Source organism: Streptomyces sp. NPDC057963 (genome assembly GCF_042887155.1).
Classification (GTDB): domain Bacteria; phylum Actinomycetota; class Actinomycetes; order Streptomycetales; family Streptomycetaceae; genus Streptomyces.
On the sequence record NZ_JBHVPX010000013.1, the window covers coordinates 226,806 to 251,749 of the forward strand.

23 protein-coding genes and 1 pseudogene are annotated in these 24,944 nt (G+C 72.9%); 6 read left to right on the forward strand and 18 right to left on the reverse strand.

Annotation, left to right across the window (positions count from 1 at the left end; translation table 11 throughout):
• Nucleotides 1-89: 89 nt before the first annotated feature.
• The 9 genes from ACFVT1_RS28565 to infC form a co-directional block, all read right to left on the reverse strand.
• The gene (locus tag ACFVT1_RS28565; protein ID WP_389800483.1) at nucleotides 90-1,439 is read right to left on the reverse strand and encodes a transcriptional regulator; all 1,350 of its coding nucleotides are present in this window, start codon (nucleotides 1,437-1,439) and stop codon (nucleotides 90-92) included.
• Nucleotides 1,440-1,784: 345 nt separating this feature from the next.
• Complete coding sequence (gene pheT / locus ACFVT1_RS28570) at nucleotides 1,785-4,298, reverse strand: phenylalanine--tRNA ligase subunit beta (protein ID WP_389800485.1); 2,514 nt, start codon at nucleotides 4,296-4,298, stop codon at nucleotides 1,785-1,787.
• Nucleotides 4,298-5,425, reverse strand: a complete 1,128-nt coding sequence (pheS, locus tag ACFVT1_RS28575) for a phenylalanine--tRNA ligase subunit alpha (RefSeq protein ID WP_362210123.1) — start codon at nucleotides 5,423-5,425, stop codon at nucleotides 4,298-4,300. Before pheS ends, pheT begins: the two co-directional genes overlap by 1 nt.
• 145 nt (nucleotides 5,426-5,570) lie before the next feature.
• Nucleotides 5,571-6,740, reverse strand: a complete 1,170-nt coding sequence (locus ACFVT1_RS28580; RefSeq protein WP_389800488.1) for an ATP-binding protein — start codon at nucleotides 6,738-6,740, stop codon at nucleotides 5,571-5,573.
• Nucleotides 6,741-6,795: 55 nt separating this feature from the next.
• Nucleotides 6,796-7,020, reverse strand: coding sequence for a hypothetical protein (locus tag ACFVT1_RS28585; protein ID WP_389800490.1), 225 nt, complete (start codon nucleotides 7,018-7,020; stop codon nucleotides 6,796-6,798).
• A gap of 62 nt (nucleotides 7,021-7,082) precedes the next feature.
• Nucleotides 7,083-7,916, reverse strand: a complete 834-nt coding sequence (locus ACFVT1_RS28590; RefSeq protein ID WP_389800492.1) for a TrmH family RNA methyltransferase — start codon at nucleotides 7,914-7,916, stop codon at nucleotides 7,083-7,085.
• 125 nt (nucleotides 7,917-8,041) lie between these two features.
• A complete protein-coding gene (gene rplT, locus ACFVT1_RS28595) occupies nucleotides 8,042-8,425 on the reverse strand; it encodes a 50S ribosomal protein L20 (RefSeq protein WP_018103794.1) in 384 nt (127 codons plus the stop codon).
• A gap of 109 nt (nucleotides 8,426-8,534) precedes the next feature.
• Nucleotides 8,535-8,729: a 50S ribosomal protein L35 gene (rpmI, locus tag ACFVT1_RS28600; protein ID WP_072484441.1), complete on the reverse strand. Its 195-nt coding sequence runs from the start codon at nucleotides 8,727-8,729 to the stop codon at nucleotides 8,535-8,537.
• Between the two features lie 121 nt (nucleotides 8,730-8,850).
• Nucleotides 8,851-9,549 (reverse strand): translation initiation factor IF-3, encoded by a 699-nt coding sequence (infC, locus tag ACFVT1_RS28605; RefSeq protein ID WP_389800494.1) that lies wholly within the window; start codon nucleotides 9,547-9,549, stop codon nucleotides 8,851-8,853.
• A 345-nt stretch (nucleotides 9,550-9,894) separates the two neighbouring features.
• Here infC and ACFVT1_RS28610 point away from each other — a divergent pair, with 345 nt between their 5' ends.
• A complete protein-coding gene (locus tag ACFVT1_RS28610) occupies nucleotides 9,895-10,257 on the forward strand; it encodes a DUF1844 domain-containing protein (protein WP_362210136.1) in 363 nt (120 codons plus the stop codon).
• A 118-nt stretch (nucleotides 10,258-10,375) separates the two neighbouring features.
• Here ACFVT1_RS28610 and ACFVT1_RS28615 read toward each other — a convergent pair.
• Both ACFVT1_RS28615 and ACFVT1_RS28620 read right to left on the reverse strand, forming a co-directional pair.
• Nucleotides 10,376-10,708 (reverse strand): annotated as a pseudogene (locus ACFVT1_RS28615) (aquaporin); the annotation flags it as partial.
• Between the two features lie 7 nt (nucleotides 10,709-10,715).
• Nucleotides 10,716-11,444, reverse strand: coding sequence for an SseB family protein (locus tag ACFVT1_RS28620; RefSeq protein WP_389800496.1), 729 nt, complete (start codon nucleotides 11,442-11,444; stop codon nucleotides 10,716-10,718).
• 86 nt (nucleotides 11,445-11,530) lie between these two features.
• Between ACFVT1_RS28620 and ACFVT1_RS28625 the strand changes: the two genes are divergently transcribed.
• Nucleotides 11,531-12,442 carry a serine hydrolase gene (locus ACFVT1_RS28625; protein ID WP_389800497.1) on the forward strand — a complete coding sequence of 304 codons (912 nt, stop codon included), beginning with the start codon at nucleotides 11,531-11,533 and terminating at the stop codon, nucleotides 12,440-12,442.
• A gap of 24 nt (nucleotides 12,443-12,466) precedes the next feature.
• On the opposite strand, the gene mycP is transcribed toward ACFVT1_RS28625, so the two are convergent.
• Nucleotides 12,467-13,672 (reverse strand): type VII secretion-associated serine protease mycosin, encoded by a 1,206-nt coding sequence (gene mycP / locus ACFVT1_RS28630; protein WP_389800499.1) that lies wholly within the window; start codon nucleotides 13,670-13,672, stop codon nucleotides 12,467-12,469.
• Nucleotides 13,669-14,583 (reverse strand): hypothetical protein, encoded by a 915-nt coding sequence (locus ACFVT1_RS28635; protein WP_389800597.1) that lies wholly within the window; start codon nucleotides 14,581-14,583, stop codon nucleotides 13,669-13,671. The genes mycP and ACFVT1_RS28635 overlap by 4 nt, the downstream gene beginning before the upstream one ends.
• Before the next feature lie 657 nt (nucleotides 14,584-15,240).
• Between ACFVT1_RS28635 and ACFVT1_RS28640 the strand changes: the two genes are divergently transcribed.
• Complete coding sequence (locus ACFVT1_RS28640; RefSeq protein ID WP_389800501.1) at nucleotides 15,241-16,443, forward strand: amino acid deaminase/aldolase; 1,203 nt, start codon at nucleotides 15,241-15,243, stop codon at nucleotides 16,441-16,443.
• Nucleotides 16,444-16,740: 297 nt separating this feature from the next.
• On the opposite strand, the gene ACFVT1_RS28645 is transcribed toward ACFVT1_RS28640, so the two are convergent.
• Genes ACFVT1_RS28645 through ACFVT1_RS28655 form a run of 3 tightly spaced genes read right to left on the reverse strand, consistent with a single transcriptional unit; the run spans nucleotide 16,741 to nucleotide 20,297 of the window.
• The gene (locus ACFVT1_RS28645) at nucleotides 16,741-17,532 is read right to left on the reverse strand and encodes a 3-oxoacyl-ACP reductase (RefSeq protein ID WP_389800502.1); all 792 of its coding nucleotides are present in this window, start codon (nucleotides 17,530-17,532) and stop codon (nucleotides 16,741-16,743) included.
• A 6-nt stretch (nucleotides 17,533-17,538) separates the two neighbouring features.
• Entirely contained in the window at nucleotides 17,539-18,921 is a 1,383-nt protein-coding gene (locus tag ACFVT1_RS28650; RefSeq protein WP_389800504.1) for an aldehyde dehydrogenase family protein, read from the reverse strand.
• Between the two features lie 8 nt (nucleotides 18,922-18,929).
• Nucleotides 18,930-20,297 carry a glutamine synthetase family protein gene (locus ACFVT1_RS28655; RefSeq protein WP_389800506.1) on the reverse strand — a complete coding sequence of 456 codons (1,368 nt, stop codon included), beginning with the start codon at nucleotides 20,295-20,297 and terminating at the stop codon, nucleotides 18,930-18,932.
• 76 nt (nucleotides 20,298-20,373) lie between these two features.
• Here ACFVT1_RS28655 and ACFVT1_RS28660 point away from each other — a divergent pair, with 76 nt between their 5' ends.
• Together ACFVT1_RS28660 and ACFVT1_RS28665 are read left to right on the forward strand one after the other, a co-directional pair.
• Nucleotides 20,374-21,102 carry a FadR/GntR family transcriptional regulator gene (locus tag ACFVT1_RS28660; protein ID WP_389800507.1) on the forward strand — a complete coding sequence of 243 codons (729 nt, stop codon included), beginning with the start codon at nucleotides 20,374-20,376 and terminating at the stop codon, nucleotides 21,100-21,102.
• 120 nt (nucleotides 21,103-21,222) lie between these two features.
• Nucleotides 21,223-21,993 carry a gamma-glutamyl-gamma-aminobutyrate hydrolase family protein gene (locus ACFVT1_RS28665; protein ID WP_389800509.1) on the forward strand — a complete coding sequence of 257 codons (771 nt, stop codon included), beginning with the start codon at nucleotides 21,223-21,225 and terminating at the stop codon, nucleotides 21,991-21,993.
• 149 nt (nucleotides 21,994-22,142) lie between these two features.
• On the opposite strand, the gene ACFVT1_RS28670 is transcribed toward ACFVT1_RS28665, so the two are convergent.
• The gene (locus ACFVT1_RS28670; RefSeq protein ID WP_389800511.1) at nucleotides 22,143-23,066 is read right to left on the reverse strand and encodes a LysR family transcriptional regulator; all 924 of its coding nucleotides are present in this window, start codon (nucleotides 23,064-23,066) and stop codon (nucleotides 22,143-22,145) included.
• A 70-nt stretch (nucleotides 23,067-23,136) separates the two neighbouring features.
• Between ACFVT1_RS28670 and ACFVT1_RS28675 the strand changes: the two genes are divergently transcribed.
• Nucleotides 23,137-24,288 (forward strand): TDT family transporter, encoded by a 1,152-nt coding sequence (locus ACFVT1_RS28675; protein WP_389800513.1) that lies wholly within the window; start codon nucleotides 23,137-23,139, stop codon nucleotides 24,286-24,288.
• On the opposite strand, the gene ACFVT1_RS28680 is transcribed toward ACFVT1_RS28675, so the two are convergent.
• Complete coding sequence (locus ACFVT1_RS28680) at nucleotides 24,227-24,934, reverse strand: helical backbone metal receptor (protein WP_389800515.1); 708 nt, start codon at nucleotides 24,932-24,934, stop codon at nucleotides 24,227-24,229. The two genes, ACFVT1_RS28675 and ACFVT1_RS28680, sit on opposite strands and share 62 nt — an antisense overlap.
• Nucleotides 24,935-24,944 lie beyond the last annotated feature (10 nt).

Sequence of the window (24,944 nt, forward strand, 5' to 3'; positions counted from 1 at the left end):
CGACAAGTAGGTGGCAACATCGCAGCAGGAGCGGGACTGGAGGGGAACGTACCGGTACCCGTGGGCCGCGCATGGGCGGGGGTACTCACTCACAGCGGTACGCGCAACGCCCCGTCGATCAGCTCGGCAGCCCGCCCCGCCTCGGCGCAGCCGCTCGCGAGCAGATCCTCGCGCACCGCGCGCAGCCGGTCGCGCAGCCGCTGCGACTCCATGCCCCTGGCCCGCTCCGCCATCTCCACGGCGGTGGCCGCCGCCCGGTCCGCCTCGCCCTGACGCAGCTCGATGCGGGTCAGCATGGCCAGCCGGTGCACCCGGCCCCGGTCGTGCGCCGGGGCCCGTACCGCCGTCGCCGCGTGTTCCCTGGCCCCCGGGAGATCGCCGAGGCTGAGCAGCGCCTCGGCCACCTGCACGTCGACCAGGCCCGGCTGGACGTACCCCGTCTCGTCCGGTTCATGGCCCGGACGGATGCGTTCCGCCTCCGATTCGGCGCGGCGGATGCACTCCAGGGCGCCGGCGGCGTCGCCGATGTGGGCGTACGCCTTGGCCTGCATCGCGTACAGATCGGCGGCCAGGGCGGGAGTGATGTGGTCGCCGGCGGCCCGCAGCGCCGCCTGCGCGAAGGCCACCGACTGCCGGTATTCGGCGAGGAACAGCGACTGGTTGACCAGCAGGGCGATCACATAGCCGCCGAGCCCCCGGTCCCCGCTCGCCTTGGCCAGCCGCAGCGCCTGGTGGAAGTAGCGCTGGGCGAGTCCGTGCGCGTCGGAGTCATAGGCGCAGATGCCCGCGACGGCCACCAACCCGCCCGTCGCGCGGTGCAGTTGGCGCCCCGTGGCGTCGCTGTAGCCACCGCGCAGCAGCGGGGCGGTCTCCGCGTTGAGGAAGCCGACGATGCGGGATCGGGTGGCGATTCCGCCCGCCCTGCGGTACATCAGTTCGTAGTGGGCGCGGGCCGCGCGCAAGGTCACTATGTCGGCGGTGCCGACGCGGATGGTGCCGCTGCGGGAGACGTCGAGGTCCTCGGGCGGGTTCTCCCATTCCCAGACGGGCATCACCGCCGTGGTGCCCGTGACGGCGGCCGAGGCGAGTATGCGCGGGCGCCGCAGTTCGTCGGAGCGCCACAGCGCGGTGGCCCGCTCGACGAATCCGGTGAGCGTGGAGACGGGCACGGCCGCGGTGGTACCGGGTGCCGCCATGCCGATGTCGTCCAGCGAAAGCGGCCTGCTCAGCCGGTTCCCGAGCACTTCGCAGACCAGGTCCGGCACCTGGCCGCGCGGGCGCTGCCCCTTCAACCAGCGGGCCACCGCGGTGTGTTCGTACCGCAGGCGCAGTCCGCGGGAGCGGCCGGCCCGGTTGATGTGCGCGGCGAGGCCGGCCCGGGAGACGCCCGCCTCCTCGATCAGGGCCGCCAGCAGAATGTTGGGCTCCGTTGCCCGCATGTGCCCCTCCGGTGGTTCGGCACGCCGAGGCGTGTCGCACCAGTGGAGCACGATTCACACGGGGTGTGAACGGAATGCCCGAAGCGTCCCGCCGCGCGCTCTGTCGCCGCGGGACGCGGATCGGTTGAATCAGTCGTCTCGCAAGAGGCGGCCGGGTCGTCTGCTCCCCCTCGTACAGTCGGCGACCCGCACCCGCGCCCTGCGTTCCGCCGACCTGCCCGGCACCCCGCGGCGGCGCGAACGGCGCGGGCAACGCCCGGGTGCGGTTCTGTACCGCCCGGCGAGCACGGAGGGGCGTATCCGGAATCGGATACGCCCCTCTTTCACGCGGTGCCGCGCGGGGTGCTACGCGCCCCGCAGCACCGCGCCCGTCCGTTCGGCGGCCAGGGCCACCGCGGCGTCGCGGGCCGCCGACGCCTCGTCGACCGTCAGCGTGCGGTCCGCCGCGCGGAAGCGCAGCGCGTACGCCAGGGACTTGCGGCCCGCACCGATCTGGTCGCCGGTGAAGACGTCGAACAGCCGCAGCGATTCGAGGAGTTCACCCGCGCCCGCGCGCAGCGCCTGCTCCACCTCGGCGGCCGGGACGTTCTCCGCAACGATCAGCGCGACGTCCTGGGTCGCCACCGGGAAGGCGGAGATCCGGGGCGCCCGGAGCGGGCCGTCGACGGCCTGCTCCAGGATGTCGAGCTCGACCTCCATGGCGCAGGTGCGCTCCGGCAGGTGGAGCTCCTTGACGACGCGCGGGTGCAGCTCACCGGCGTGCCCGAAGAGGGTCTCCGCGCCGTTCACCGTGACGTACAGCGCGGCGCAGCGGCCCGGGTGCCAGGGCGCGTGCCGGTCGCTGCGGACGGTCACCTCGACACCCGCCTCGTGGGCGATCGTCCGAGCGGCCTCGATGGAGTCCGCCCAGTCGGCCGGGCGGCCCTTGCCCCACCAGCCGGCCTGCTCGCGGGCGCCCGCGAGGACGACCGCGGCGCGGCGCGGCTGGCGCGGCAGCGTGGTGTCGAGCCCGGCGATCTCCTCGTCGGTGGGACGGCGGTCGACGGGCAGCCGTACGGCCTTCGTCTCGCTGCCGGTCGGCCGGAAGACCAGGCCGGTCTCGAAGAGCGCGAGGTCGTGGCTGCCACGGCCGTCGTTGCGCCGCAGTGCGCCGAGCAGGCCCGGCAGCAGCGTGGTGCGCAGCGCCGGCTCCTCGTCGGAGAGCGGGTTGACGAGATCGACCGTGCGGCGGCGGGCGTCGTCGGCGTCGAGCCCGAGCTGGTCGAGCACGGCGTCGCCGATGAACGGGTAGTTCAGCGCCTCGACGTAGCCGGCCCCGGCGAGCGCCCGGCCGACCCTGCGGTGCAGCCGCTGGCGGTCGGTGAGCCCGCGGCCGGACGGCGGGGTCGGGAGGGTGGACGGGAGGTTCTCGTAACCCTCCAGCCGGATGACCTCTTCGGCGAGGTCGTTCGGCTCGCTGAGGTCGGGGCGCCAGGACGGCACGGTGACGATCAGTTCATCCTGCCCGTAGACGTCGCAGCCGACCTCCTGGAGGCGGCGTACGACGGTCTCGCGGCCGTAGACGACACCGGCCACCCGGTCGGGGTGGTCGGCGGGCATCGCGATGGTACGGGGCGCGGACGGGGCGCTGACCACGGTGACACCGGCCTCGGCGGTGCCTCCGGCGAGCAGGACCAGCAGGTCGACGGTGCGCTGCGCGGCGGCGGCCGCGGCCTGCGGGTCGGAGCCGCGCTCGAAGCGCTTGGACGCCTCGGAGGACAGCTTGTGGCGGCGCGCGGTCCGGGCGATCGAGATCGCGTCGAAGTGCGCGGCCTCGATGACGACCTCGGTGGTGCCGTGCACGCCTTCCTGGACGTCCGCGATCTCGGTGTTGGCCCCGCCCATGACGCCCGCCAGGCCGATCGGCCCGCGGTTGTCGGTGATGACCAGGTCCTCGGCGTCCAGGACGCGGGCCGTGCCGTCGAGGGTGGTGAGCTTCTCGCCCTGCTCGGCGCGGCGCACCCCGATCGCCCCGTCGAGACGGGAGCGGTCGTAGGCGTGCAGCGGCTGGCCGAGCTCCAGCATCACGTAGTTGGTGACGTCGACGGCGAGCGAGATCGGGCGCATCCCGGCCTTCTGCAGCCTGCGCTGCAGCCAGATCGGGGAGCGCGCCTCGGGCTGGAGGCCGACGACGGTGCGCGCGGTGAACCGGTCGCAGCCGATCGGGTCGGCGACCTTGACCGGGTAGCCGTACGCGTTCGGCGCGGGCACGTCGAGGAGCGCCGGGTCGCGCAGCGGCAGCCCGTACGCGATGGCGGTCTCGCGGGCGACGCCGCGCATGGACAGGCAGTAGCCGCGGTCCGGCGTGACGGCGATGTCGAGGACCTCGTCGACGAGCTGGAGCAGCTCGATCGCGTCGGTGCCGGCCTCGTGCTCCGGCGGCAGCACGATGATGCCGTGCGTGCCGTCGTCGCCCATGCCGAGCTCGTCGGTGGAGCAGATCATGCCGTGCGAGGTCTTGCCGTACGTCTTGCGCGCGGCGATCGCGAAGTCGCCGGGCAGGACGGCGCCCGGGAGGACCACGACGACCTTGTCGCCGACGGAGAAGTTGCGCGCTCCGCAGACGATCTCCTGCGGCTCGCCGGTGCCGTTGGCACGGCCGACGTCGACGGTGCAGAAGCGGATGGGCTTCTTGAAGCCCTCCAGTTCCTCGATGGTCAGTACCTGTCCGACGACCAGCGGGCCCTGGAGGCCGGCGCCGATCTGCTCGACGGTCTCGACCTCCAGACCCACGGCGACGAGCTTGGCCTGTACGTCACGGCCGGTCTCCGTCGCCGGCAGGTCGACGTACTCCCGCAGCCAGGAAAGCGGGACGCGCATCAGATCTCCATCCCGAACGGCCGGGTGAACCGGACGTCACCCTCGACCATGTCTCGCATGTCTTCGACGTTGTGGCGGAACATAAGCATCCGTTCGATGCCGAACCCGAAGGCGAATCCGCTGTACTTCTGGGGATCGACGCCGCAGGCGACGAGCACCTTGGGGTTGACCATGCCGCAGCCGCCGAGCTCGATCCAGCCCTCGCTGCCGCAGGTGCGGCAGGGGCGGTCCGGGTTGCCGACGGAGGCGCCGCGGCAGACGTAGCAGACCATGTCCATCTCGGCGGACGGCTCGGTGAACGGGAAGAAGTTCGGCCGGAGCCGGGTCTTCATGTCCGGGCCGAAGAGCGCCTGGACCATGTGGTCGAGGGTGCCCTTGAGGTCGGCCATGGTGAGGCCCTCGTCGACGGCGAGCAGCTCGATCTGGTGGAAGACCGGGGTGTGCGTCGCGTCGAGCTCGTCGGTGCGGTAGACGCGGCCGGGGCAGACGACGTAGACGGGGGGCTCGCGGTCGAGCAGGGTGCGGGCCTGGACCGGCGAGGTGTGCGTACGCAGCACGACACCCGACTCGTCGTTCCCGGCGCCGTCGGCGCCCCGGACGAAGAAGGTGTCCTGCATCTGCCGGGCCGGGTGGTCGGGCACGAAGTTCAGGGCGTCGAAGTTGAACCACTCCGCCTCGGCCTCGGGGCCCTCCGCGACCTCGTAGCCCATGGCCACGAAGACGTCCGCGACGCGCTCCATGAAGGTCGTCAGCGGGTGGCGGGCGCCGGCCGGGGTGCGGTCGTAGGGCAGCGTGACGTCCACCGCCTCCTCGACCAGCACGCGGGCGTCGCGCTCGGCCTCCAGCTCCGCCTGACGGGCGGCGAGGGCCTTGCCCACGGCGCCGCGGGCCTGGCCCACGCGCTTGCCGGCCTCGGCCTTGGCCTGCGGCGGCAGTGCGCCGATCTCCCGGTTGGCGAGCGACAGGGGCGAGGTACCACCGGTGTGCGCGGTCTTCGCCTGGGCGAGCGCGTCGAGGTCTCCCGCGGCGGCGAAGGCGGCGAACGCCTCGTCCCGCATGCGCTCGATCTCTTCCGGTTTCAGTGCCTCGACCTCGACTGGGTCGTACGACTTGTTCGGTGCCGACATCTCTTCCCGTGCTTCCGATTGGCTGATTACTGCTCTGAACCGGGGACACCCCGGACCCCGCGGCCCCGCTCGACGGCTGGAGGACGCAAAGGTGCCAAAGGTCGAGTCTAAGGGTCGCCGGATGTATGGAAGGCCCGCGGGCCGCTCAGACCAGGTAGGCCGGCGCGCTCACGGGCAGGATAAATCGGAATTCCGCGCCGCCGCCGGGGCCGCGACCGACCGTGATCGTACCGCCGTGCGCCTCGACGATGCCCTTGACGATGTAGAGGCCCAGGCCCGTGCCACCGCGCTTGCTCCCCCGCCAGAAACGGGTGAAGACGCGGCCCATCGACTCCTCGGGGATGCCGGGGCCTTCGTCGCTCACGGTGACGGCCGTTCCCTTCTCGTCGCTCTTCGCGGGTACGGATGCGGGTGCGACTTCGATGGTGACGGTTCCCTCGCCGTGGCGCACCGCGTTTTCCAGCAGGTTGCCGAGCACCTGGTCGACCTTGTCCGGGTCGGCCCAGACCGCGGGCAGCGGCTGGCAGGTGCGGACGAGGAAGCGGTCGGGGGTCTGGCCGTTCGCGGTGAGGGCCTGGATGTGGCGTTCGACCGCGGCGGAGAGGTCCACGGGCTGCCGTCGCAGCTCCAGCCGGTCCGAGTCGATCCGGGAGATGTCGAGCAGTTCCGCGATGAGCCGGGTGACGCGGCCCGCGTCGGCGTCCACGGTCTCCAGCATCAGGCGCTTCTGGTCGTCGGTGAACCGCTCCCACTTGGCGAGGAGGGTCGCGGTGAAGCCCTTGACTGAGGTCAGCGGGGAGCGCAGTTCGTGGGCGACGGTGGCGATCAGCTCGGCATGGCTGCGTTCGGTGCGGCGGCGGGCCTCGGTACCGCGCAGCGAGACCACCACCCGGCGTACCGGACCGGTCGGGTGCTCGCGTACGTACCGTGCGGAGACCAGGACCTCGCGGCCGCCGGGCAGCAGCAGATTGCGCTCGGGCTGGCCGACCCGGGTGGCGAGGCCGCCGTACGGATCGGTCAGCGCCCACCAGCGGCGGCCCTTGAGGTCCTCCAGCGGCAGGGCGTGCTCCAGGGGGCGGCCGAGAGCGGCGGCGCGGGGCACTGCGGTGATCCGGGCCGCGGCGGAGTTGAAGCAGATGACCCGGCCGGTCTCGTCGGCGACGACCAGGCCGTCGGGGAGGTCGTCGGCATCGACGGCCGCGTCGACGGCTCCGCCGTCCCGGACGTCGTCCGGTTCGCCCTCCGTGCCGGGGCCCTCACAGGCGCGCACGACGGCCGTGTGCGTCCCGCGCGGCCTGCTCATGCCGACAGCCATATCCCGTACCCCACCTCTCGAACCGGTGCAGTGGGCCCCCGAGTTCGTCACCCTACTAGTCGCCGGTGACGGAGCGACACCCTGCGGGGGCGCACTGCACGCGGTGCGCCGTCCGGCGGGGTACGGACACGGCGTCGGTCGGACGGCGGCCTCGACGCGGTCCCCGGCCGGCCGGGATGCCCTGCAGGAAGCGGAGCAGCGCGAGGAGGGCGGGGGCCCGGATGCCGATGGTGGCGTAAGCGGGCAGCAGGCCGATGCAGCCGGTGGTGACGCCCGTCATTCACGGCGGTGGTGCCTGTCCCGCGACGCCTGGCACGCCCGCCGGGGACTACGGGACAGCTCTCAGGGGCGAGTGCGCTGGGCGCGGGCGGAGGCGTACAGGCACACGGCCGCCGCCGTCGCCAGGTTGAGGCTCTCCGCCTTGCCGTGGATCGGCACCCGCACGACGGCGTCGGCCAGCGCGCGGGTCTCCTCCGGCAGGCCCCAGGCCTCGTTGCCGAAGACCCAGGCGGTCGGCCCGCCCATGGTTCCGGCGTCGAGCTCGTCGTCGAGGTCGTCCTCGCCCGCGCCGTCTGCGGCGAGGATCCGTACGCCCGCGTCCCTCAGCCCCTGCACGGCCTGCTCGACCGGGACACCGACGGCGACCGGCAGGTGGAAGAGCGAGCCGACGGAGGCCCGGACGGACTTGGGGTTGTAGAGGTCCACCGAGGCATCGGTGAGCACGACGGCGTCGGCGCCCGCCGCGTCGGCGCAGCGCAGCACCGTACCGGCGTTCCCGGGGTCGCGTACATGGGCGAGGACGGCGACCAGTTTCGGCTTCGCGGCGAGGATCGCGTCGAACGGCGAGTCGAGGAAGCGGCAGACACCGATCAGTCCCTGCGGGGTGACGGTCTGCGACACATCGGCGAGCACACCGCTGTCCGCGAGGTGCACTCCCGCGCCCGCCGCGTGGGCGGCGTCGACGATGTCGGCGTAGCGCTCGGCCGCCTCGACGGTGGCGAACAGTTCGATCAGCGTCGGCTCTCCGTCGCTGCCGCGGTGTTCGGCGGCCTCGCGCACGGCCTGCGGCCCCTCGGCGATGAACCTGCGCTCCTTGCCGCGGAAGTTGCGCTTGGCCAGCCGCCGGGCGGCGGTGACGCGCGGCGATCGCGGGGAGATCAGTTCGGGGGTGCCCATGGTCGGCGGCGAGCCTCTCTGCGTACGGAGGTGGCGGACGTACGGAACATGTCGTGCAACGCACCGGACCCGCAGACGGCGAGCGCCTGCGGGTCCGGCTCACAAGACACGAAGTGCGACCTGGATCAGGCGGCCTTCGGGGCGTTGACGTCGCTCGGGAGGGCCTTCTGGGCAACCTCGACGAGGGCGGCGAACGCGTTGGCGTCGTTGACCGCGAGCTCGGCCAGGATCTTGCGGTCCACCTCGATGTTGGCGGCCTTCAGACCCTGGATGAGGCGGTTGTACGTCATGCCGTTCTGGCGGGCAGCGGCGTTGATGCGCTGGATCCACAGCTGACGGAAGTCGCCCTTGCGCTTCTTGCGGTCGTTGTAGTTGTAGACGAGGGAGTGGGTGACCTGCTCCTTCGCCTTCCGGTACAGGCGGGAGCGCTGGCCCCGGTAACCGCTGGCCTGCTCGAGGATTGCCCGGCGCTTCTTGTGAGCGTTTACTGCCCGCTTGACGCGTGCCACTTTTTAACTCCTTGTAGCGGGGCCGTGGTTGGACTCACACGGCCCGGAAACGAATTGGTCCCGGTCTGAGTCGAGGTCGCCGCCCACGGGTTCACCGCGGGCCGCTGCCTCACTTGCCGAGAAGCTTCTTGATCTTCTTGGCGTCGGACGGAGCCACTACGACCGTGCCGGTCAGCGAGCGGGTCTTCTTGGACGACTTGTGCTCAAGAAGGTGGCGCTTGCCTGCGCGCTCACGGAGCACCTTGCCGGAGCCGGTGATCTTGAAGCGCTTGCTGGCACCGCTGTGCGTCTTGTTCTTCGGCATCGCGCCGTTCTCTCCTCGTCAGTGGCGCCCCTCCCGGTGCGGGCACCGGGCAGCAGGGGCGTCAGATCTTGGTGGGAATTCCGTGCAGACCCGGGGCCGCCTGGATGGCGGCCCCCTGAGGTCACGCCTCGGAAGGTGTGTCTCCCGGAGCCTCGGGCTGCGCTTCGGCAACCTCGCCCGCGGCTTCGGCGTCGGGGGTGGAACCCTGGCGCCCCGCCTTGCGGGCGGCCTGGGCCTCGCGGGCCTCGGCCATGGCTTCGGTCTTCTTCTTGTGCGGGCCCAGAACCATGATCATGTTCCGGCCGTCCTGCTTCGGGTTGGACTCGATGAAGCCGAGTTCCTCCACGTCCGAAGCGAGACGCTGGAGCAGTCGGAAGCCCAGCTCGGGGCGGGACTGCTCACGACCACGGAACATGATCGTGATCTTGACCTTGTCGCCCTGCTTGAGGAACCGGACGACGTGACCCTTCTTGGTGTCATAGTCGTGCGGGTCGATCTTCGGCCGGAGCTTCATCTCCTTGATGACCGTGTGCGCCTGGTTCTTGCGCGCCTCACGGGCCTTCATGGCCGACTCGTACTTGAACTTCCCGTAGTCCATGAGCTTGCACACGGGCGGACGGGCGGTCGCCGCCACCTCGACCAGGTCGAGGTCGTACTCCTGTGCGAGTTCCAGGGCCTTGGCAAGCGGAACAATCCCGACCTGCTCGCCGCTGGGACCGACAAGTCGCACCTCGGGAACGCGAATCCGGTCGTTGATGCGGGGCTCGGCGCTGATGGATCCTCCTCGGTAGCACCACGCGGCCGCCTGGCGGACAGCCACGTAACGTCTGTTTTCGTCAGACCAACCGCACCGAGCCAAGAAAAATGCCCCGGACGGGACACAGGCGGGGCTCCTGGAACAACCGGAACACCGCCGCGGTCAACCGCGGGGCGTATCGGGCGGCCCCATCGTCCGTACGGAACGATGGTCGCCGCCTGACCGGTGACCCGCTGTCCGTACGGACAGCCAGGTGGGAGATCGGAGCCTCCACTTGTGGGCTGAGCACATAGCTGCCCAGCCGGTCGTTACACAAGGTTAGCAGCTCCCCCGGACGTGCGCTAACCAGGTGTCGCCCGGCCGCTCCCGCAGACGGGCCGGCGCGGGCGGGGGCCTATCGTATGGCGCATGAGTGACGCGACCCCCACCAGTGATTCCCCCGGCTTCGACGACATGGCCCGCGACATCGCGGAGGTGCCCGCGGTCGAGGTGATCGTGACGGTCGCGGTCAATCTGATGAGCGCGGCCGCCGTGAAGCTCGGGCTGACCGAGGACGGCGACGAGCACAAGGACCTCGACGAGGCCCGCAAACTGGTCCACGCGCTGGCCGGTCTGCTGGACGCCAGCACCACCGAGATCAGCTCCTTCCACGCGGCGCCGCTGCGTGACGGCCTGAAGTCGCTGCAGCTGGCGTTCCGCGAGGCGTCGCTCGTACCGGACGAGCCCGGCCAGGGCCCCGGCGAGAAGTACACCGGCCCCGTCTTCGGCTGACCCGCCCCCCTATTTCCTCCCGTCCTGTTCTTCCTGCGGCCGTGAGCCCCGCCCGTCCCGGGCGGGGCTCACGTCGTCGCACCGGACGTCGGACGGTCCCGAGCCGGACCTGCCCCTGGGCCGGGTGCGTCAGCCGGTGCACCAGTGCCGCGAGCACTGCGCCGACCAGCGGGGCGACTAGGAACAGCCAGAACGGGGAGAGCGCCTCACCGCCCGCGAACAGCGCCGGTCCGAGGCTGCGCGCCGGGTTGGCGGAGGTGCCGGTGAGCGGGATGCCGGCCAGATGGACCACGGCGAGGGAGATTCCGATCGGCAGTCCGTCGAAGCCGATGACCGCGACCTCGCGGGCCACCGAGAGCACCACGAAGACCAGCAGGAACGTCAGCATCACTTCGGCGAGAAAGGCGCCGCCCATGTCGATGCGCACCGCCGAGCGGTCGCCGTGGCCATTCGGGTGATCAGCGAGTGAACAGAGCGTCACCGGGTGTGGTCGCATCGGCCGGGAGCAGGGCGAGGTCCAGGCCCTGCACCAGGCGGGCGCGCAGGACGTCGTCGGCCGCCAGCCGTTCGGCGACCCGGCGGGCCGCGTCGCCGGGGTCCGCGCCGGGTGCCAGGACGAGGGCGAGAGTACCGTCGGCCCGGCCGGGGCCGAGGTGGGCGCGGAGCACCGCCGGTTCGGCGGCGACCGCGTCGTGCACCGCCGAGGTGACCGCGGGGTCGTCGAGCGGGTCGGCGCTGGTACGGCCCTCGGCGAGGGCCAGGAGCGCGGAGCCGGTCAGTTCGAACGCGACCGGACCGGCGAGATCCAGGACGACCGTGTCCGCCTTCTCGTGCGCGGCGGCCTGCAGCGCCTGGTGCAGGGGTACGGCGACGGGCCGGGCCTGCGGATCCCAGAGCGCCAGCGCGTCGGTCGAGGTGAAGGCGGGCAGGGCCCGCCGGTCCCCCGCCTGGAGGGTGGGCACGGCCATGTCGCTGGTCTTCTCACGACGCAGCCCGTTCTCGTCCTCCTCCACCTCCCCGAGCACGGCGACGACGGGGACCAGGAGCCGGGTGCCCCGGAGGGCTTCGAGTACCGGGCCGACGGCCGACCGGTCCGCCGCCCAGGCGGCGAGTGCCGCGGCCAGGGCCGGATCGGCCGTGCCGTCGTCGTCGGAGTAACCGGGGTCCGGAATGTTCTTCTGTGCCACACGGCGAGCGTAGTACCTCGGGTTTCCTGCCTTGCGGACAGGTCGGCCCCGGCTGGTTCCCAGGTGCTGTTCCTACCGTCCGGGCCATGCCCCGAAGAAGATTCCGCAATGCCGTCCTGTCCGCGTCCGTGGCGGCCGCGGTCCTGGTGGAGGGTTCGGCCGCGGACGGCGGCGGCCCGGCCGGACCGACGGAGGGTCACGCTCCTCGCGCCGCGGCCTCCGTATCGTCCGTACCGGCCGCCGGGGCCGCCCCGACCCCGGCATCGACGAGTGAGGAGCCGACGGTGGATCTCGACGCGGCGCTGGCCAGGGCGGTGGAGCCGCTGCTGGCCTGCGCGGGTGCGGCGGAGGTGTCGGTCGCGGTGCTGGACACCGGGAGCGGGGCGCGGGCGGTCTACGGCGACGGAGCGTACGACACGGCCAGCATCGTCAAGGTCGGCATACTCGCGGCGCTGCTGCTCGGGGCCCAGGACGAGAAGCGCGCACTCACCGCCGACGAGCGCGCCCGCGCGGCCGCCATGATCGAGCGGAGCGACAACGCCTCCGCCACCGCACTGCTGCGGGCGATCGGCGGGGCAAAAGCGCTCGACGCGGCCCATGGACGCCTGGGCCTGACCGCGACGGCGGCGGCGCACGCGTGGGGCCTGACCCGGACCACGGCGGCGGATCAACTGACCCTGCTGGAGGCGGTGTTCGGCACGGAATCGGAGCTGAGCGAGGAATCCCGTACGTATCTGCGCGGGCTGATGGGGCGGGTCGTGGCCGACCAGCAGTGGGGCGTCTCGGCGGCGGGCAGCGGTTGGGCCCTGAAGAACGGCTGGATGCCCCGGACGACGACGGGGCTGTGGGACATCAACAGCATCGGCCGGGTGACGGCGGACGGCCGCAGCTGTCTGGTGGCGGTGCTCTCGGACGGGCAGCCGACGAAGGAAGCGGGGATCGCGCTCGTCGAGTCGGTGGCCCGAGCGGCGGTAGGCGTGCTCGACGCCGCGCGTTGAGCACGCGGCGAGCGGTGGCCGCGGTCAGCGCCGCAGGCCGACGGGCCGGCCGCTCCGGCCCCGCCACAGCACCACGGCCAGCGCGAGCAGGACCGCTCCGAGGCCGCCCGCGGCGGGGGCGAGCCGGCCCGCGGCGCTGCTCCCGCGCTGCTCGGGGGCGGGGCCGGGCCCGAAGTACCGCTTCCGGTATCCGGCCTCGTCGGACTCGGCGCGCAGACCGGCGGGACGGAGCGCGGCCCCGGCCCTGATCGCCGCGGCGGGGTCGACGATGCCGTAACCGCGGGCGTCGTCGCGGCCGGGCGCCGGGGCGCTGCGGGCGGTGTCCATGAGCAGTTGCTTGATCTGGGCGGGCGCCAGTCCCGGATGTGCGGCGCGGACCAGCGCGACCGCGCCCGAGACGAACGCGGCGGCGGCGGAGGTGCCCCACTCCACGTAGTACTGGCGGTCGGGGGCGGCGACGACGATGTCGACCCCGGGGGCGCTGACGGCGGCGTACCAGCGGCGGGTGGAGAACGCGGCGTGGGTGCCGTACCGGTCGACGGCCGCGACCGCAATCACGCCCGGGTAGGCGGCGGGGTACGAGATGTGGTCGCCTTTCTCGCCCCCGTTGCCCGACGAGGCGACGACGACGGCGCCCTTCTTCAGCGCGTACTGGATGGCGGCGTCCTCACCCGGTTCGGGGTGTGCCGACTTGCTGTCGTCGCCGAGGGAGAGGTTGATGACGTCGGCGCCGTGGTCGGCGGCCCAGCGGATGCCGTCGGCGAGGGCGGTGCCGCGGGACTCGCGGGCTTTGGTACGGGCCGGGTCGGAGGCTTCGAGGATCACCCGGACCGGGAGGATCTTCGCCTCGGGCGCGATGCCCAGAACTCCGTCGTCGTGGCCGTCGCCATGGCCGTGGCCCGCGATGATCCCTGCCATCGCGGTGCCGTGCCGCGCCCAGGACCGGTCACCGCGGCCGGCGCCGAAGCCGATCATGTCCTTGCCGGGCAGCACCTGGCCGGCCAGGTCGGGGAGGTTGCCGTCGACCCCGGTGTCGACGACGGCGACGGTGATTCCCCTGCCCTTGGTGGTCCGCCATGCCTGATCGGTGTGGAGCGCCTGGAGGCCCCACTGCTGGTCCCGGATGGCGTCGGCCCTGGCCGGCGCCGCGGGCAGGAGGGCGAACGCGGTGGCGGCGCAGACCGCGCCCAGGGCTCGGCGGCGGGCGCGGGCGCTGGCGCGGCGGATCATTCCGGCTTCTCCGTGAGGTCGGTGACGGTCCGGCGCAGGCCGCGCTCGATCCGGTCCGCGATTCCCTTGGCCTCGTGGCCGAGTCCGGCCTGGGCCGCGGCCGTCGTGGCGTTCGCGGCCAGGGCCTTTTCGACGGGTTGCGGATCGGTGACCGCACGGCCGTCGGCGAACCCGGAGACGGCGAACACGACGACGGGGGCCTCGGTCAGTACGTGGACGGTCCAGCTGGCGCGCTGCCGGTCGCCGAACCCGGCGGCGACCGTGCCCTTGGCGGGGTACGTACGGGGCATCAGGTCGGCGCGCAGGCCGAGGTGCTGGTCGGCGAAGCGGGTGCTCAGTGCCCTCATGGCCTCGGTGTCGCCCTCGGTGAAGATCAGCCCGACCGTGGTGACGCTGCTGCTGGTGGCGTCCGTGTAGGTGGCGCGGAGCATGCGCTCGCAGCCGACCGGGCCGAGTGTCCTGGCCAGCAGCGGGTCCAGCCCGGTCGCGCAGCCGCTGTCCGGGGCGACGGCGACCCGGGTCCAGACCCGGTCGGCACCGCCGGGACCCGCTCCGTCGCCGCTGAGTGTGCGGGGAAAAAGGGTGTCCACGGGGACGCTGTGCCAGGCGGAGCGGCCCACGGTGTAGGCGCTGTGGGCGGCGGGGTCGGCGGAGGAGTCGCTGGTGAGCCAGGCGCCGGTGGCCGCGCCGCCGATCAGCCCGAGCCCGAGCACGACACAGGCCGCGGCGGTCGCGGTCCGGACGCGGTGGCGGGGCCGGATGGGGCGCAGCCGGGTGGTGGTCTCGACGGGCGTCTCGGGGAGCGGATGGCGGTGCGGGTAGGGGTACGGGGGCGGCTGCTGGTACGCGGGCGGGACGGGCGCCCGGCCGGGTGGTGCCGGGGTCGCGCCCGGACGCGGGGTGAGGTCCACGGCACCGACGGGCCGTCGCCGGGTCGCGGCGGGCGGCTGCTCGGGGCGGGGCGGCACGACGGCCGGTGCGGGCGGGGCAGCAGGCACAGACGCGGGGGCGGGAGCGGGTGCCGCGGGCACGGGTCGGAGCCGGGCCGTGGTCTCCACGGGCGGGACCGCCGACGGGACTTCGGGCGGAACCACGGGCGGGACTTCGGGTGCCGGCGCCGGCCGGGGAGCCGCCACCGGCTTTTGCCCGGTTTCCAGTTGGTGCTTCGGCTCGCGTTTCGGCCCGGTCTCCACTTGGTGCTTCGGCTCGTGCCGCTGAGCGGCGGGAGCGGGCGCGGCGGCCGCAGGCGGCGGGGCCTGCGGACACGGCGGGGCGGACGTGCCCGTGGAGGGTTCGACGGGGTCCTGCACCGGGTCTGCGGGCACCGGTCCTGGCGGGGCCGTGGGGCGGGGCGGGACAGGAGCCCGCTGCGCCTCGGTACTCATCCGCCCCCCTGGTCCTCTTCCGTACCGTGCGCGGATCGACGTCACAGGCAGGCCCGTTGGTTGCCGCGTGCCTGTCACTCTACGGGGTGGAGCGGTCCCGGCGGGAGCGGGCGGCCCGCCCCTGGACGATCTGCGCGGATCATCCCCCTACCCAGCGGTACGGACGTCTGGCAAGCTGCGGCCATGACTGCCCGCGCCGCTGACCGGACCCGCTACGACCGGGCCACCGCCCATCTGGACGCCCCGATCGCCGTCGTCGATCTGGACGCGTTCGATGCCAACGCCGACGATCTGGTGCGCCGGGCCGCCGGGAAGCCGATCCGGGTGGCGAGCAAGTCGGTGCGCTGCCGGGCCCTGTTGGAGCGGGTGCTCGCGCGGCCCGGGTTCGCCGGGATCATGTCCTTCACACTGACCGAGTCGCTGTGGCTGGCCCGGGCCGGTTTCGAGGACGTACTGCTGGCCTATCCGTCGGCCGACCGGTCCGCCTTCGCGGAGCTGGCCGCCGATCCGAAGCTGGCCGCGGCTGTGACGGTGATGGTGGACGACCACGCGCAGCTGGAGCTGATCGACGCGGCGCGGGCCGGCGGCCGCGAGGAGATCCGGGTCTGCCTGGAGCTGGACACCTCGCTGCGGCTGCTCGGCGGCCGGGTCAGGATCGGCGCCCTGCGTTCACCGTTGCGCTCCCCCGCCCAACTGGCCGAACTGGCACGCTCGGTGGCGCGCAGGCCCGGCTTCCGCCTGGTGGGGCTGATGGCGTACGAGGGGCATATCGCCGGGGTGGGGGATTCGGTCGCGGGGCGGCCGCTGCGCTCCCGGGCGATCCGGCTGATGCAGGCCGCGGGCCGCAAGGAGCTGGCGGCCCGGCGGGCCGAGGTGGTACGGGCGGTCCGGGCGGTGGCGCCGGACCTGGAGTTCGTGAACGGCGGCGGCACCGGCAGTGTGCAGCACACGGCGGCGGAGCGCGCGGTGACCGAGATCGCCGCCGGGTCGGGGCTCTATGTGCCACGGCTGTTCGACAACTACACCTCGTTCACGGCGCGTCCGGCGGCACTGTTCGCCCAGCCGGTGGTGCGTCGGCCGGGGGTGGGTGTGGTGACGGTCCTCGGTGGCGGCTATCCGGCGTCCGGGCCCGCGGGTGCGGACCGGCTGCCCGTCCCGTACCTGCCGGAGGGGCTGCGCTACGACCCGCAGGAGGGGCCCGGCGAGGTGCAGACCCCGCTGCTCGGCGCCCCGGCCGACGATCTGCTGATCGGCGACAAGGTGTGGTTCCGGCACGCGAAGGCCGGCGAACTGTGCGAGCGCTTCGACGAGTTGCAGCTGATCGAGGGCGACCGGATCACAGCGACCGTGCCGACGTACCGGGGCGAGGGCCGCACGTTCCTCTGAGCACGGGGAACCGCGGAGGTGTTCGGGGAGCCGCGGAGCCGCCCACGCCACCGCTCGTCCCGCTGTCGTCGATCGGCCGGATCCCCCCTCGGTGACGGTGGCCACGGGGGAGAGCGGCGGTCCGTCGGGCCCCGCGTCGAAGGCGTGGCGCACGACGACCGGCCCGGCCACGGTGAGCGCGACGCCCCGGGTTACCGCCCGGGGCGTCGCGCCGCTCATCCGCCACTCCGGGGTTCCGCCGCCGGCGGAGGCCCGGTCAGGCCCCGTCGGCGTGCGTGCGCGACGTCCCGAAAGGCCCTAGAGGGGTGTGACGTACGCTCCGGAGATCCCTCCGTCGACGAGGAAGTCGGTGGCGTTGACGAACGAGGAGTCGTCGCTCGCGAGGAAGGCGACGGCCGCCGCGATCTCCGTGGCCTCGGCGAACCTGCCGACCGGGATGTGCACGAGCCTGCGGGCCGCGCGCTCCGGGTCCTTGGCGAACAGTTCCTGGAGCAGCGGGGTGTTGACCGGTCCGGGGCACAGTGCGTTGACCCGAATGCCTTCGCGGGCGAACTGCACGCCCAGTTCGCGGGACATGGCGAGGACACCGCCCTTGGAGGCGGTGTACGAGATCTGGCTGGTGGCCGCTCCCATGATCGCGACGAAGGACGCGGTGTTGATGATCGAGCCGCGGCCCTGGCGGCGCATGTAGGGCAGGGCGGCCTTGCAGCAGAGGTAGACGGAGGTGAGGTTGACGTCCTGGACGCGCTTCCACGCCTCCAGGCCGGTGGTGAGGATGGAGTCGTCGTCGGGCGGGGAGATGCCCGCGTTGTTGAAGGCGACGTCGACGGAGCCGTAGGTGTCGAAGGCGGTCCGGAACAGCGCCTCGACCTGTTCGGGGTCGGTGACGTCGACGCGTACGAAGGTGCCGCCGGCCTCCTCGGCCGCGGCCCTGCCCGCCTTCTCGTCGATGTCGCCGCAGACGACGTGGGCACCCTCCGACGCCAGGCGGCGTGCGGTCGCCAGGCCGATGCCGCTGGCGGCCCCGGTGATGACGGCGGTGCGGCCGACGAGGCGGCGGCAGATGTTCTCGCTGTCGGTGGTGGTCATGACGGCTCAGGCCTCCGTGCTGCTGATGAAGACGTTCTTGGTCTCGGTGAATGCGGCGAGCGCGTCGGGGCCGAGTTCACGGCCCAGTCCGGACTGCTTGTAGCCGCCGAAAGGCGTCCAGTAGCGGACGCTGGAGTGGGAGTTGACGGAGAGGTTCCCGGCCCGGACCGCCTGCGAGACGCGCAGCGCGCGGCCCACGTCACGGGTCCAGATCGAGCCGGCGAGGCCGTACTCCGTCGCGTTGGCGAGCCGGACGGCGTCGGCCTCGTCCTCGAAGGGAAGGACGACGGCGACCGGCCCGAAGACCTCTTCGGTGGCGACGGGCGCGTCCGGGCGGAGGTCGGTGAGGACGGTCGGCGGGAACCAGAAGCCGGGCCCTTCGGGCGCCTTGCCCCGGAGGGCGGTCGCGCCCTCCGGGACGTAGCCGCGCACCCGTTCCCGCTGCTCCCGGGAGATCAGCGGGCCCATCATGGTGTTCTCGTCGGACGGGTCGCCCACGACGACCGACTCGACCGCGGGGGCGAGGAGTTCCAGGAAACGGTCGTACGCGGACCGCTGGACCAGGATGCGGGTGCGGGCGCAGCAGTCCTGGCCCGCGTTGTCCAGGAACGCCATGGGCGCGGCGGCCGCGGCGGCCTCGATGTCGGCGTCGGCGAAGACGATGTTGGGGCTCTTGCCGCCGAGTTCGAGGGTGAGCCGCTTCACCCGGTCGGCGCACTTGGCCATGATCCGCTTGCCGACCCGGGTGGAGCCGGTGAAGACGATCTTGGCCACGCCGGGGTGCTCGACCAGGGCGTCGCCGGTCACGCCACCGGCGCCCGGCAGCACCTGGAGGAGATGTTCGGGAAGGCCCGCGTCCAGGGCGATCCGGGCCAGCCGCAGGGCGGTGAGCGGGGTGGTCTCGGCGGGCTTGAGGAGTACGGCATTGCCGGCGGCGAGCGCGGGCGCGAGGCCCCAGGCGGCGATCGGCAGGGGGAAGTTCCACGGGGCGATCACGCCGATGACGCCGAGGGGTTCGAGGAGGGTGACGTCGAGTCCGCCGGGGACCGGGATCTGCCGGCCGGCGAGTCGTTCCACTCCCCCGGCGGCGTAGTCGAGCAGATCGCGGACGTTGGCTGCTTCCCAGCGGGCGTTGCCGAGGGTGTGTCCGGCCTCCTGGACCTCCAGTCGGGCCAGTTGTTCGGCTTCGCCGTCGACGGCGGCGGCGAAGCGGCGCAGCAGCCGGGCGCGGTCGGCGGGGGCGAGGGCGGCCCAGGTGCGCTGGGCCGCCGCGGCCCGGACGACCGCCGTGTCGACCTCGGCGGCGGGGGTGGACGGGACGGTGGCGAGGAGTTCTTCCGTCGCCGGGTTGAGTACGCGGTGTTCCACCGGGTGGTCGGGTGTGGTCACTCAGTGCCTCACAGGCGTTCGAAGGAGCGGCGGAGCTCCCAGTCGGTCACTGCTGCGTCGAAGGCTTCGAGTTCGACGCGGGCCATGTTGCGGTAGTGGGCCACGACGTCGTCGCCGAAGGCCGCCCGCGCGATCTCGCTCCGCTCCCAGAGTTCGGCGGCTTCGCGCAGCGTGGTGGGGACGTGGTCGTAGTCGGCGGTGTAGGCGTTGCTCGCGCAGGGCTCGGGGAGTTCGAGGCCCTTCTCTATGCCGTGGATGCCCGCCGCGACCATTCCGGCGACGGCGAGGTACGGGTTGACGTCGCCGCCGGGCAGCCGGTTCTCGAAGCGCATCGAGCGGCCGTGGCCGACGACGCGGAGCGAGCAGGTCCGGTTGTCGTGGCCCCAGGCGACGGCGGTCGGGGCGAAGGAACCCGGCTGAAAACGTTTGTAGGAGTTGATGTTCGGCGCGTAGAGGAGGGAGAAGTCCCGCAGGGCGGCCAGTTGCCCGGCGAGGAAGTGGCGCATCACCGGGGACATGCCGCCGTCCTCGGCCGCCATGACGCCGCGCCCGGATCCGTCGGTGGTCCGGAGCGAGAGGTGGATGTGGCAGGAGTTGCCCTCGCGCTCGTTGAACTTGGCCATGAAGGTGAGTGCGACCCCCTCCTGGGCGGCGATCTCCTTGGCACCGGTCTTGTAGACGGCGTGCTGGTCGCAGGTGACCAGGGCCTCGTCGTAGCGGAACACGATCTCGTGCTGGCCGGGGTTGCACTCGCCCTTCGCCGACTCGACGGTGAGGCCCGCGGCGGCCATCTCGTTGCGGATGCGGCGCAGCAGCGGCTCGACGCGGCCGGTGCCGAGGACGGAGTAGTCGATGTTGTACTGGTTGGCCGGGGTCAGATCGCGGTAGTTGCGGTCCCAGGCCTGCTCGTAGGTGTCCTTGAAGACGATGAATTCGAGTTCGGTGCCGACGTGGGCGGTGCAGCCGAGCTCGGCCAGGCGTTCCAGCTGGCGGGTCAGGATCCGGCGGGGCGCGGCGGCGACGGGCGAGCCGTCCTCCTGGGCGAGGTCGGCCATGACCATGGCCGTGCCCTCGTTCCAGGGCACCCGGCGCAGGGTGGAGAGGTCGGCGTGCATGGCGAAGTCGCCGTAGCCGCGCTCCCAGGAGGACATCTCGAATCCGTCGACGGTGTTCATGTCGGTGTCGACGGCGAGGAGGTAGTTGCATCCCTCGGTGCCGTGCTCCAGGACCTCGTCGAGGAAGAATCCGGCGGCGAACCGCTTGCCCTGCAGCCGTCCCTGCATGTCGGGGAAGGCGAGGACGACGGTGTCGATCTCACCGCTCGCGACGAGGGCGCGCAGCTCCTCGATCCCCAGCGGTGGTGTTCGGTCTGCCACGGGATACTCCTCCTTCGGTCAGCCGGAAGGCTTAAGGTATGCGAGAGAACCATTAATTGTGAAGGGAAAACGGGCCATGGCCGAGGAAAGCGGGTCCACCGACCGCCTGATGCCCGTACTGCGGCCCGTCCGGGCGGGAAACGGCTTCGAGGAGGCGCTGGAGCAGATCCTCCAGGTGGTCCGGCTCGGGCTGGTGCCCGGCGGCGGGCGGCTGCCGGCCGAGCGCGAGCTGGCCGAGCTGCTGGGGATCAGCCGGGTCACCCTGCGCGAGGTGCTGAAGGTCCTCCAGGACCAGGGCCTGGTGGAGAGCAGGCGCGGACGGTACGGCGGCACGTTCGTGCTGCCCCGCACCGGCAGCCCCGGCGAGGACGAGCTGCGCCGGAAGGTGGAGTCCGTCGACATCGAGGACGTGCTGCGCTTCCGCGAGGTGCTGGAGGCCGGGGCGGCCGGGCTGTGCGCGGCACAGGGACTGACGGACGAGGGTGCGGACCGGCTGCGTACGGCTCTGACGGCGACTCACGAAGCACCTCTGCCCGAGTACCGCAGGCGCGACACCCTGTTCCACCTGACCCTGGCCGAACTCTCCGGCTCCGCGTCGCTGAGCGCGCAGTACGCCGCCGTCCGGGCCACCGTGAACGACCTCCTGGACTGCATACCGCTGCTCGTGCGGAACCTGGAGCATTCGCAGCATCAGCACACGAGTCTCGTCGAGGCGGTTCTCGACGGGGACGCGGAGGCCGCGCGTGCGGTGATGCGCGAGCACTGTGCCGGTACGGCCGCGCTGCTGCGCGGGTTCCTGTCCTGACCGGGGCCACCGGTTCCGCTTCGGTGCGCAACTCCCGGCAACGCAAAGGTAATCTCTGCCACCATTGAAGCCATGGAACCGAGTCCGCCCGAGCGGGCGGCCGACCGGAGGGACCACCCCGTGTCCGAACCTCTCATCGGCGTCTCCACCTATCTGGAGCCCGTGGCCCACTGGGGTGTCTGGGAGCTGCCCGCGGCTCTTCTCCCGGCCGCCTATCCGCGGATGATCCAGCGCTCCGGCGGCCTGGCCGCGCTGCTCCCGCCGGACGACTCCGCCCGTGCCGCGGCCGCGGTGGCCCGGCTGGACGGCCTCGTGATCGCGGGCGGCGCCGATGTGGAACCCGGGCGGTACGGCGCGGAGCGCGACTTCCGGACCGGCCCGCCGGCGCGGGAGCGCGACGCCTGGGAGCTGGCCCTGATCGAGGCCGCGCTGGAGTCGGGCACACCCGTGCTCGGCGTCTGCCGGGGCATGCAGCTGCTCAACGTGGCGCTCGGCGGCACTCTGACCCAGCATCTCGACGGTCACGCCGGCCCGCTGGGCGCGACCGGAGTCCTCGGCGTGCACCCCGTGACACCCGTGCGGGACACGCTCTACGCGTCGATCGTGCCCGAGGAGTCCGCCGTCCCCACCTACCACCACCAGTGCGTGGAGCGGCTCGCGCCGGACCTCGTGGCGTCCGCGCACGCGGCGGACGGCACGATCGAGGCGATCGAACTACCCGGGCCGCGGTGGGTGCTCGGGGTGCAGTGGCACCCGGAGATGGGCGAGGACACCCGGCTGGCGCGGGCACTGGTGTCGGCCTCGACGGCCCGGCTGGTCCCGGCCCGTACACCGTTCGAGGACCTCGCGCCGACGCGGAGGACGGCGGCCGGCGAACGCGCGCGGCCCTGAGGGGCACCCGCGGCTTCGGGAAGCGCACACGGCTTCGGGAAGCACACACAGGACGGAACGCGCGGCCCGCCACGCGTCGCGGCCCCTCGGCCCCCGTCCGCCCCGTCGGCCATCTGCCCCCGCCCCGTCGGCCACCGGCCCCGTTCCGGCTACCTGCCCTGCCCCGTCAGCGACAGCAGATCGCGTGCCGGCCCCGTCGGGCGGTGGCCGGACGGCCAGACCGCCCGCAGCTGCCGCCTCAGCCGCACCCCGGCGACCGGAATCTTGACCAGGCGCCTGGCGGACAGCTCCTCCCCCAGCGCCAGCTCGCTCAGGACGCACGGCCCGGCGCCGCTCTCCGCCGCTCCCTTCACCGCGGTCGTCGAGGAGAGTTCGAGCAGGGGCTGGGCGAGACCGCCGTGCACGGCCAGCGCCGCGTCCAGGACCTGGCGGGTGCCGGAGCCGTGCTCCCGCAGGATCAGCGGGGTCGCGGCCAGCTCCTGCGGGGTCAGGGGCGTACGGCGGCGGGCCCAGGCGTGGGACGGGGCGACCACGACGACCAGCCGGTCGTGGGCGATGACCGTGCCGTCGAGGCCCTCCGGCACGGACAGGCCCTCCACGAAGCCCAGGTCGGCCTCGCCGACGAGCAGCCGCCCCGCGACCGCCGCCGAGTTCCCGGCGAGCAGCGAGACGGCGGTGTCCGGCCGTTCGGCCCGCAGGGCTATCAGCCAGCCCGGCAGCAGGTATTCGGCGATGGTCATGGAGGCGGCGACCCGGAGCCGGGAGTCCCGCCGGTCGCGCAGCGCCTGCGTGCCGGCGTCGAACGCCTCGGCCGCCTCGACGATCCGGCGCGCCCAGTCGGTGACCAGCGCGCCCGCGTCGGTGAGGCGGGAGCCACGCGGCGAACGGTCCAGCAGCGCCAGGCCGAGCCGGCGCTCCATCGACCGGATACGGCTGCTGGCCGCGGGCTGGGTGACGCCGACGTCCCGTGCCGCACGCCCCAGGCTGCCGTGCCGGGCGACCGCGAGCAGCAGCTCCAGGGCACCGAGGTCGGGAACCCGATGGAAGAGAGGGACATGTTCTTCGCCGGTCATAAAGCCAGCTTATGACCTCATAGACACAGCGTCCCTGGTGGGACTCCGCCCGCGCCGCGAGAATCGTGGCATGGCCATCTTTCCGCAGACGCAGCAGTCCCCAGCCCCGTATCCGGCCGCCCTGCGGCTCCCTCAGCTGCGGCACCTCGGCCCCAACTGGTACGCGAGCGTCATGGGCACCGCGATCGTCGCGAGCGCGGGCGCCACGCTGCCCGTGCACGTCCCGGGACTGCGCGGCGCCTGCACGGTGGTGTGGGCACTCGCGGCGATCATGCTCGCCGTGGTGCTCACGGCCCGCACCGGGCACTGGATCGCCCATCGCGACCAGGCACGCACCCATCTGCTCGACCCCGCCGTCGCCCCGTTCTACGGCTGTCTCTCGATGGCCCTGCTGGCGGTCGGCGGCTCGTCGATGGTGGTCGGCCGGGACGTCGTCGGGCACGGGGCGGCCCTGGCCCTGGACGTGGTGCTGTACACGGCCGGCACGGTGATCGGGCTGGCCGCCGCGGTCGCGATCCCGTATCTGATGGTCGTACGCCACCGGGTCGAGCCCGGCACCGCGTCGCCGGTGTGGCTGCTTCCGGTGGTGGCGCCGATGGTCTCCGCGGCGCTCGGTCCGCTGCTGGTGCCGGAGCTCCCGGCCGGCCAGTGGCGGGAGGCGATGCTGCTGGCCTGCTACGCGATGTTCGGTCTGAGCCTGCTCGCCACGCTGGTGATGCTGCCGCTGATCTTCGCCCGGCTCGTCCATCAGGGCCCGCTGCCGCTCGCGCTGACCCCCACGCTGTTCCTGGTCCTCGGCCCGCTGGGCCAGTCGACGACCGCGGTCAATCAGCTCGCCGATGTGGCTCCGGGAGCGATCGGGGAGCCGTACGCCTCGGGCCTGGGGGTGTTCGCCGTGCTGTACGGGGTGCCCGTGATGGGCTTCGCGCTGATGTGGCTGGCACTGGCCGTCGCGCTGGTGGTGCGGGCCGTGCGGAACGGCATGACCTTCAGCATGACGTGGTGGGGCTTCACCTTCCCGGTCGGCACGTGTGTCACGGGCGCCGCCGGCCTGGCCCGGCACACCGGCCTCACGGCGTACACCTGGCTGGCCGTCGCGCTGTACGTGCTGCTGGTGACGGCGTGGGCGGTGGCGGGCTTCCGGACGCTGCGCGGACTGCTCAGCGGAGCGCTGCTCGCAGCGCCGCAGGCGCCTGCGCCAGTGACGGCCCGTACCACGTGAGGAATCGCCCGTCGACGAGTGCGGCGGGCAGTCCGGGAAAGGACTCCGGCCCGTCGTCCGCGGTGAAGCGGTACGGCTCGTCGGGCAGGACGACGAGGTCGGCGCCGGCCGCGTTGAGCGCGTCGAGCGGGATACGGGGATAGCGCTCGGCGTGGTCCGCGTAGACGTTCTCGACGCCGAGCCGGGCCAGCAGGTCCCCCGCGAAGGTGTCGCGGCCCAGCACCATCCAGGGCCTGCGCCAGATCGGCACGACCGCACGGCGCGGGGCGCGGGGCGGCGGGAGCGCGGCCCAGGCGGCCTCGGCCTCGTCCAGCCAGCGGGGCCTGGCCTGCCCGCAGACGACGGCAAGGAGCCGTTCCAGCTCCTCGAAGGCCTGGTCGAGGGTGCGGATCGTGGTGACGAGCACCTCGATCCCCGCGGCCCCGATCGCCGCGAGGTCCGGGGCCCGGTTCTCCTCCTCGTTGGCGACGACGAGATCGGGCCGGAGCGCGGCGATCGCCGCCACATCGGGATTCTTGGTGCCGCCGATACGCGCGGCGGTGAGGCCGGGCGGGTGGGTGCACCAGTCGGTGACACCGGCCAGCGCGCCCGGGGCGGTGACGGCGATGGCCTCGGTGAGCGAGGGCACCAGGGAGACGACTCGCACGGCGGACAGC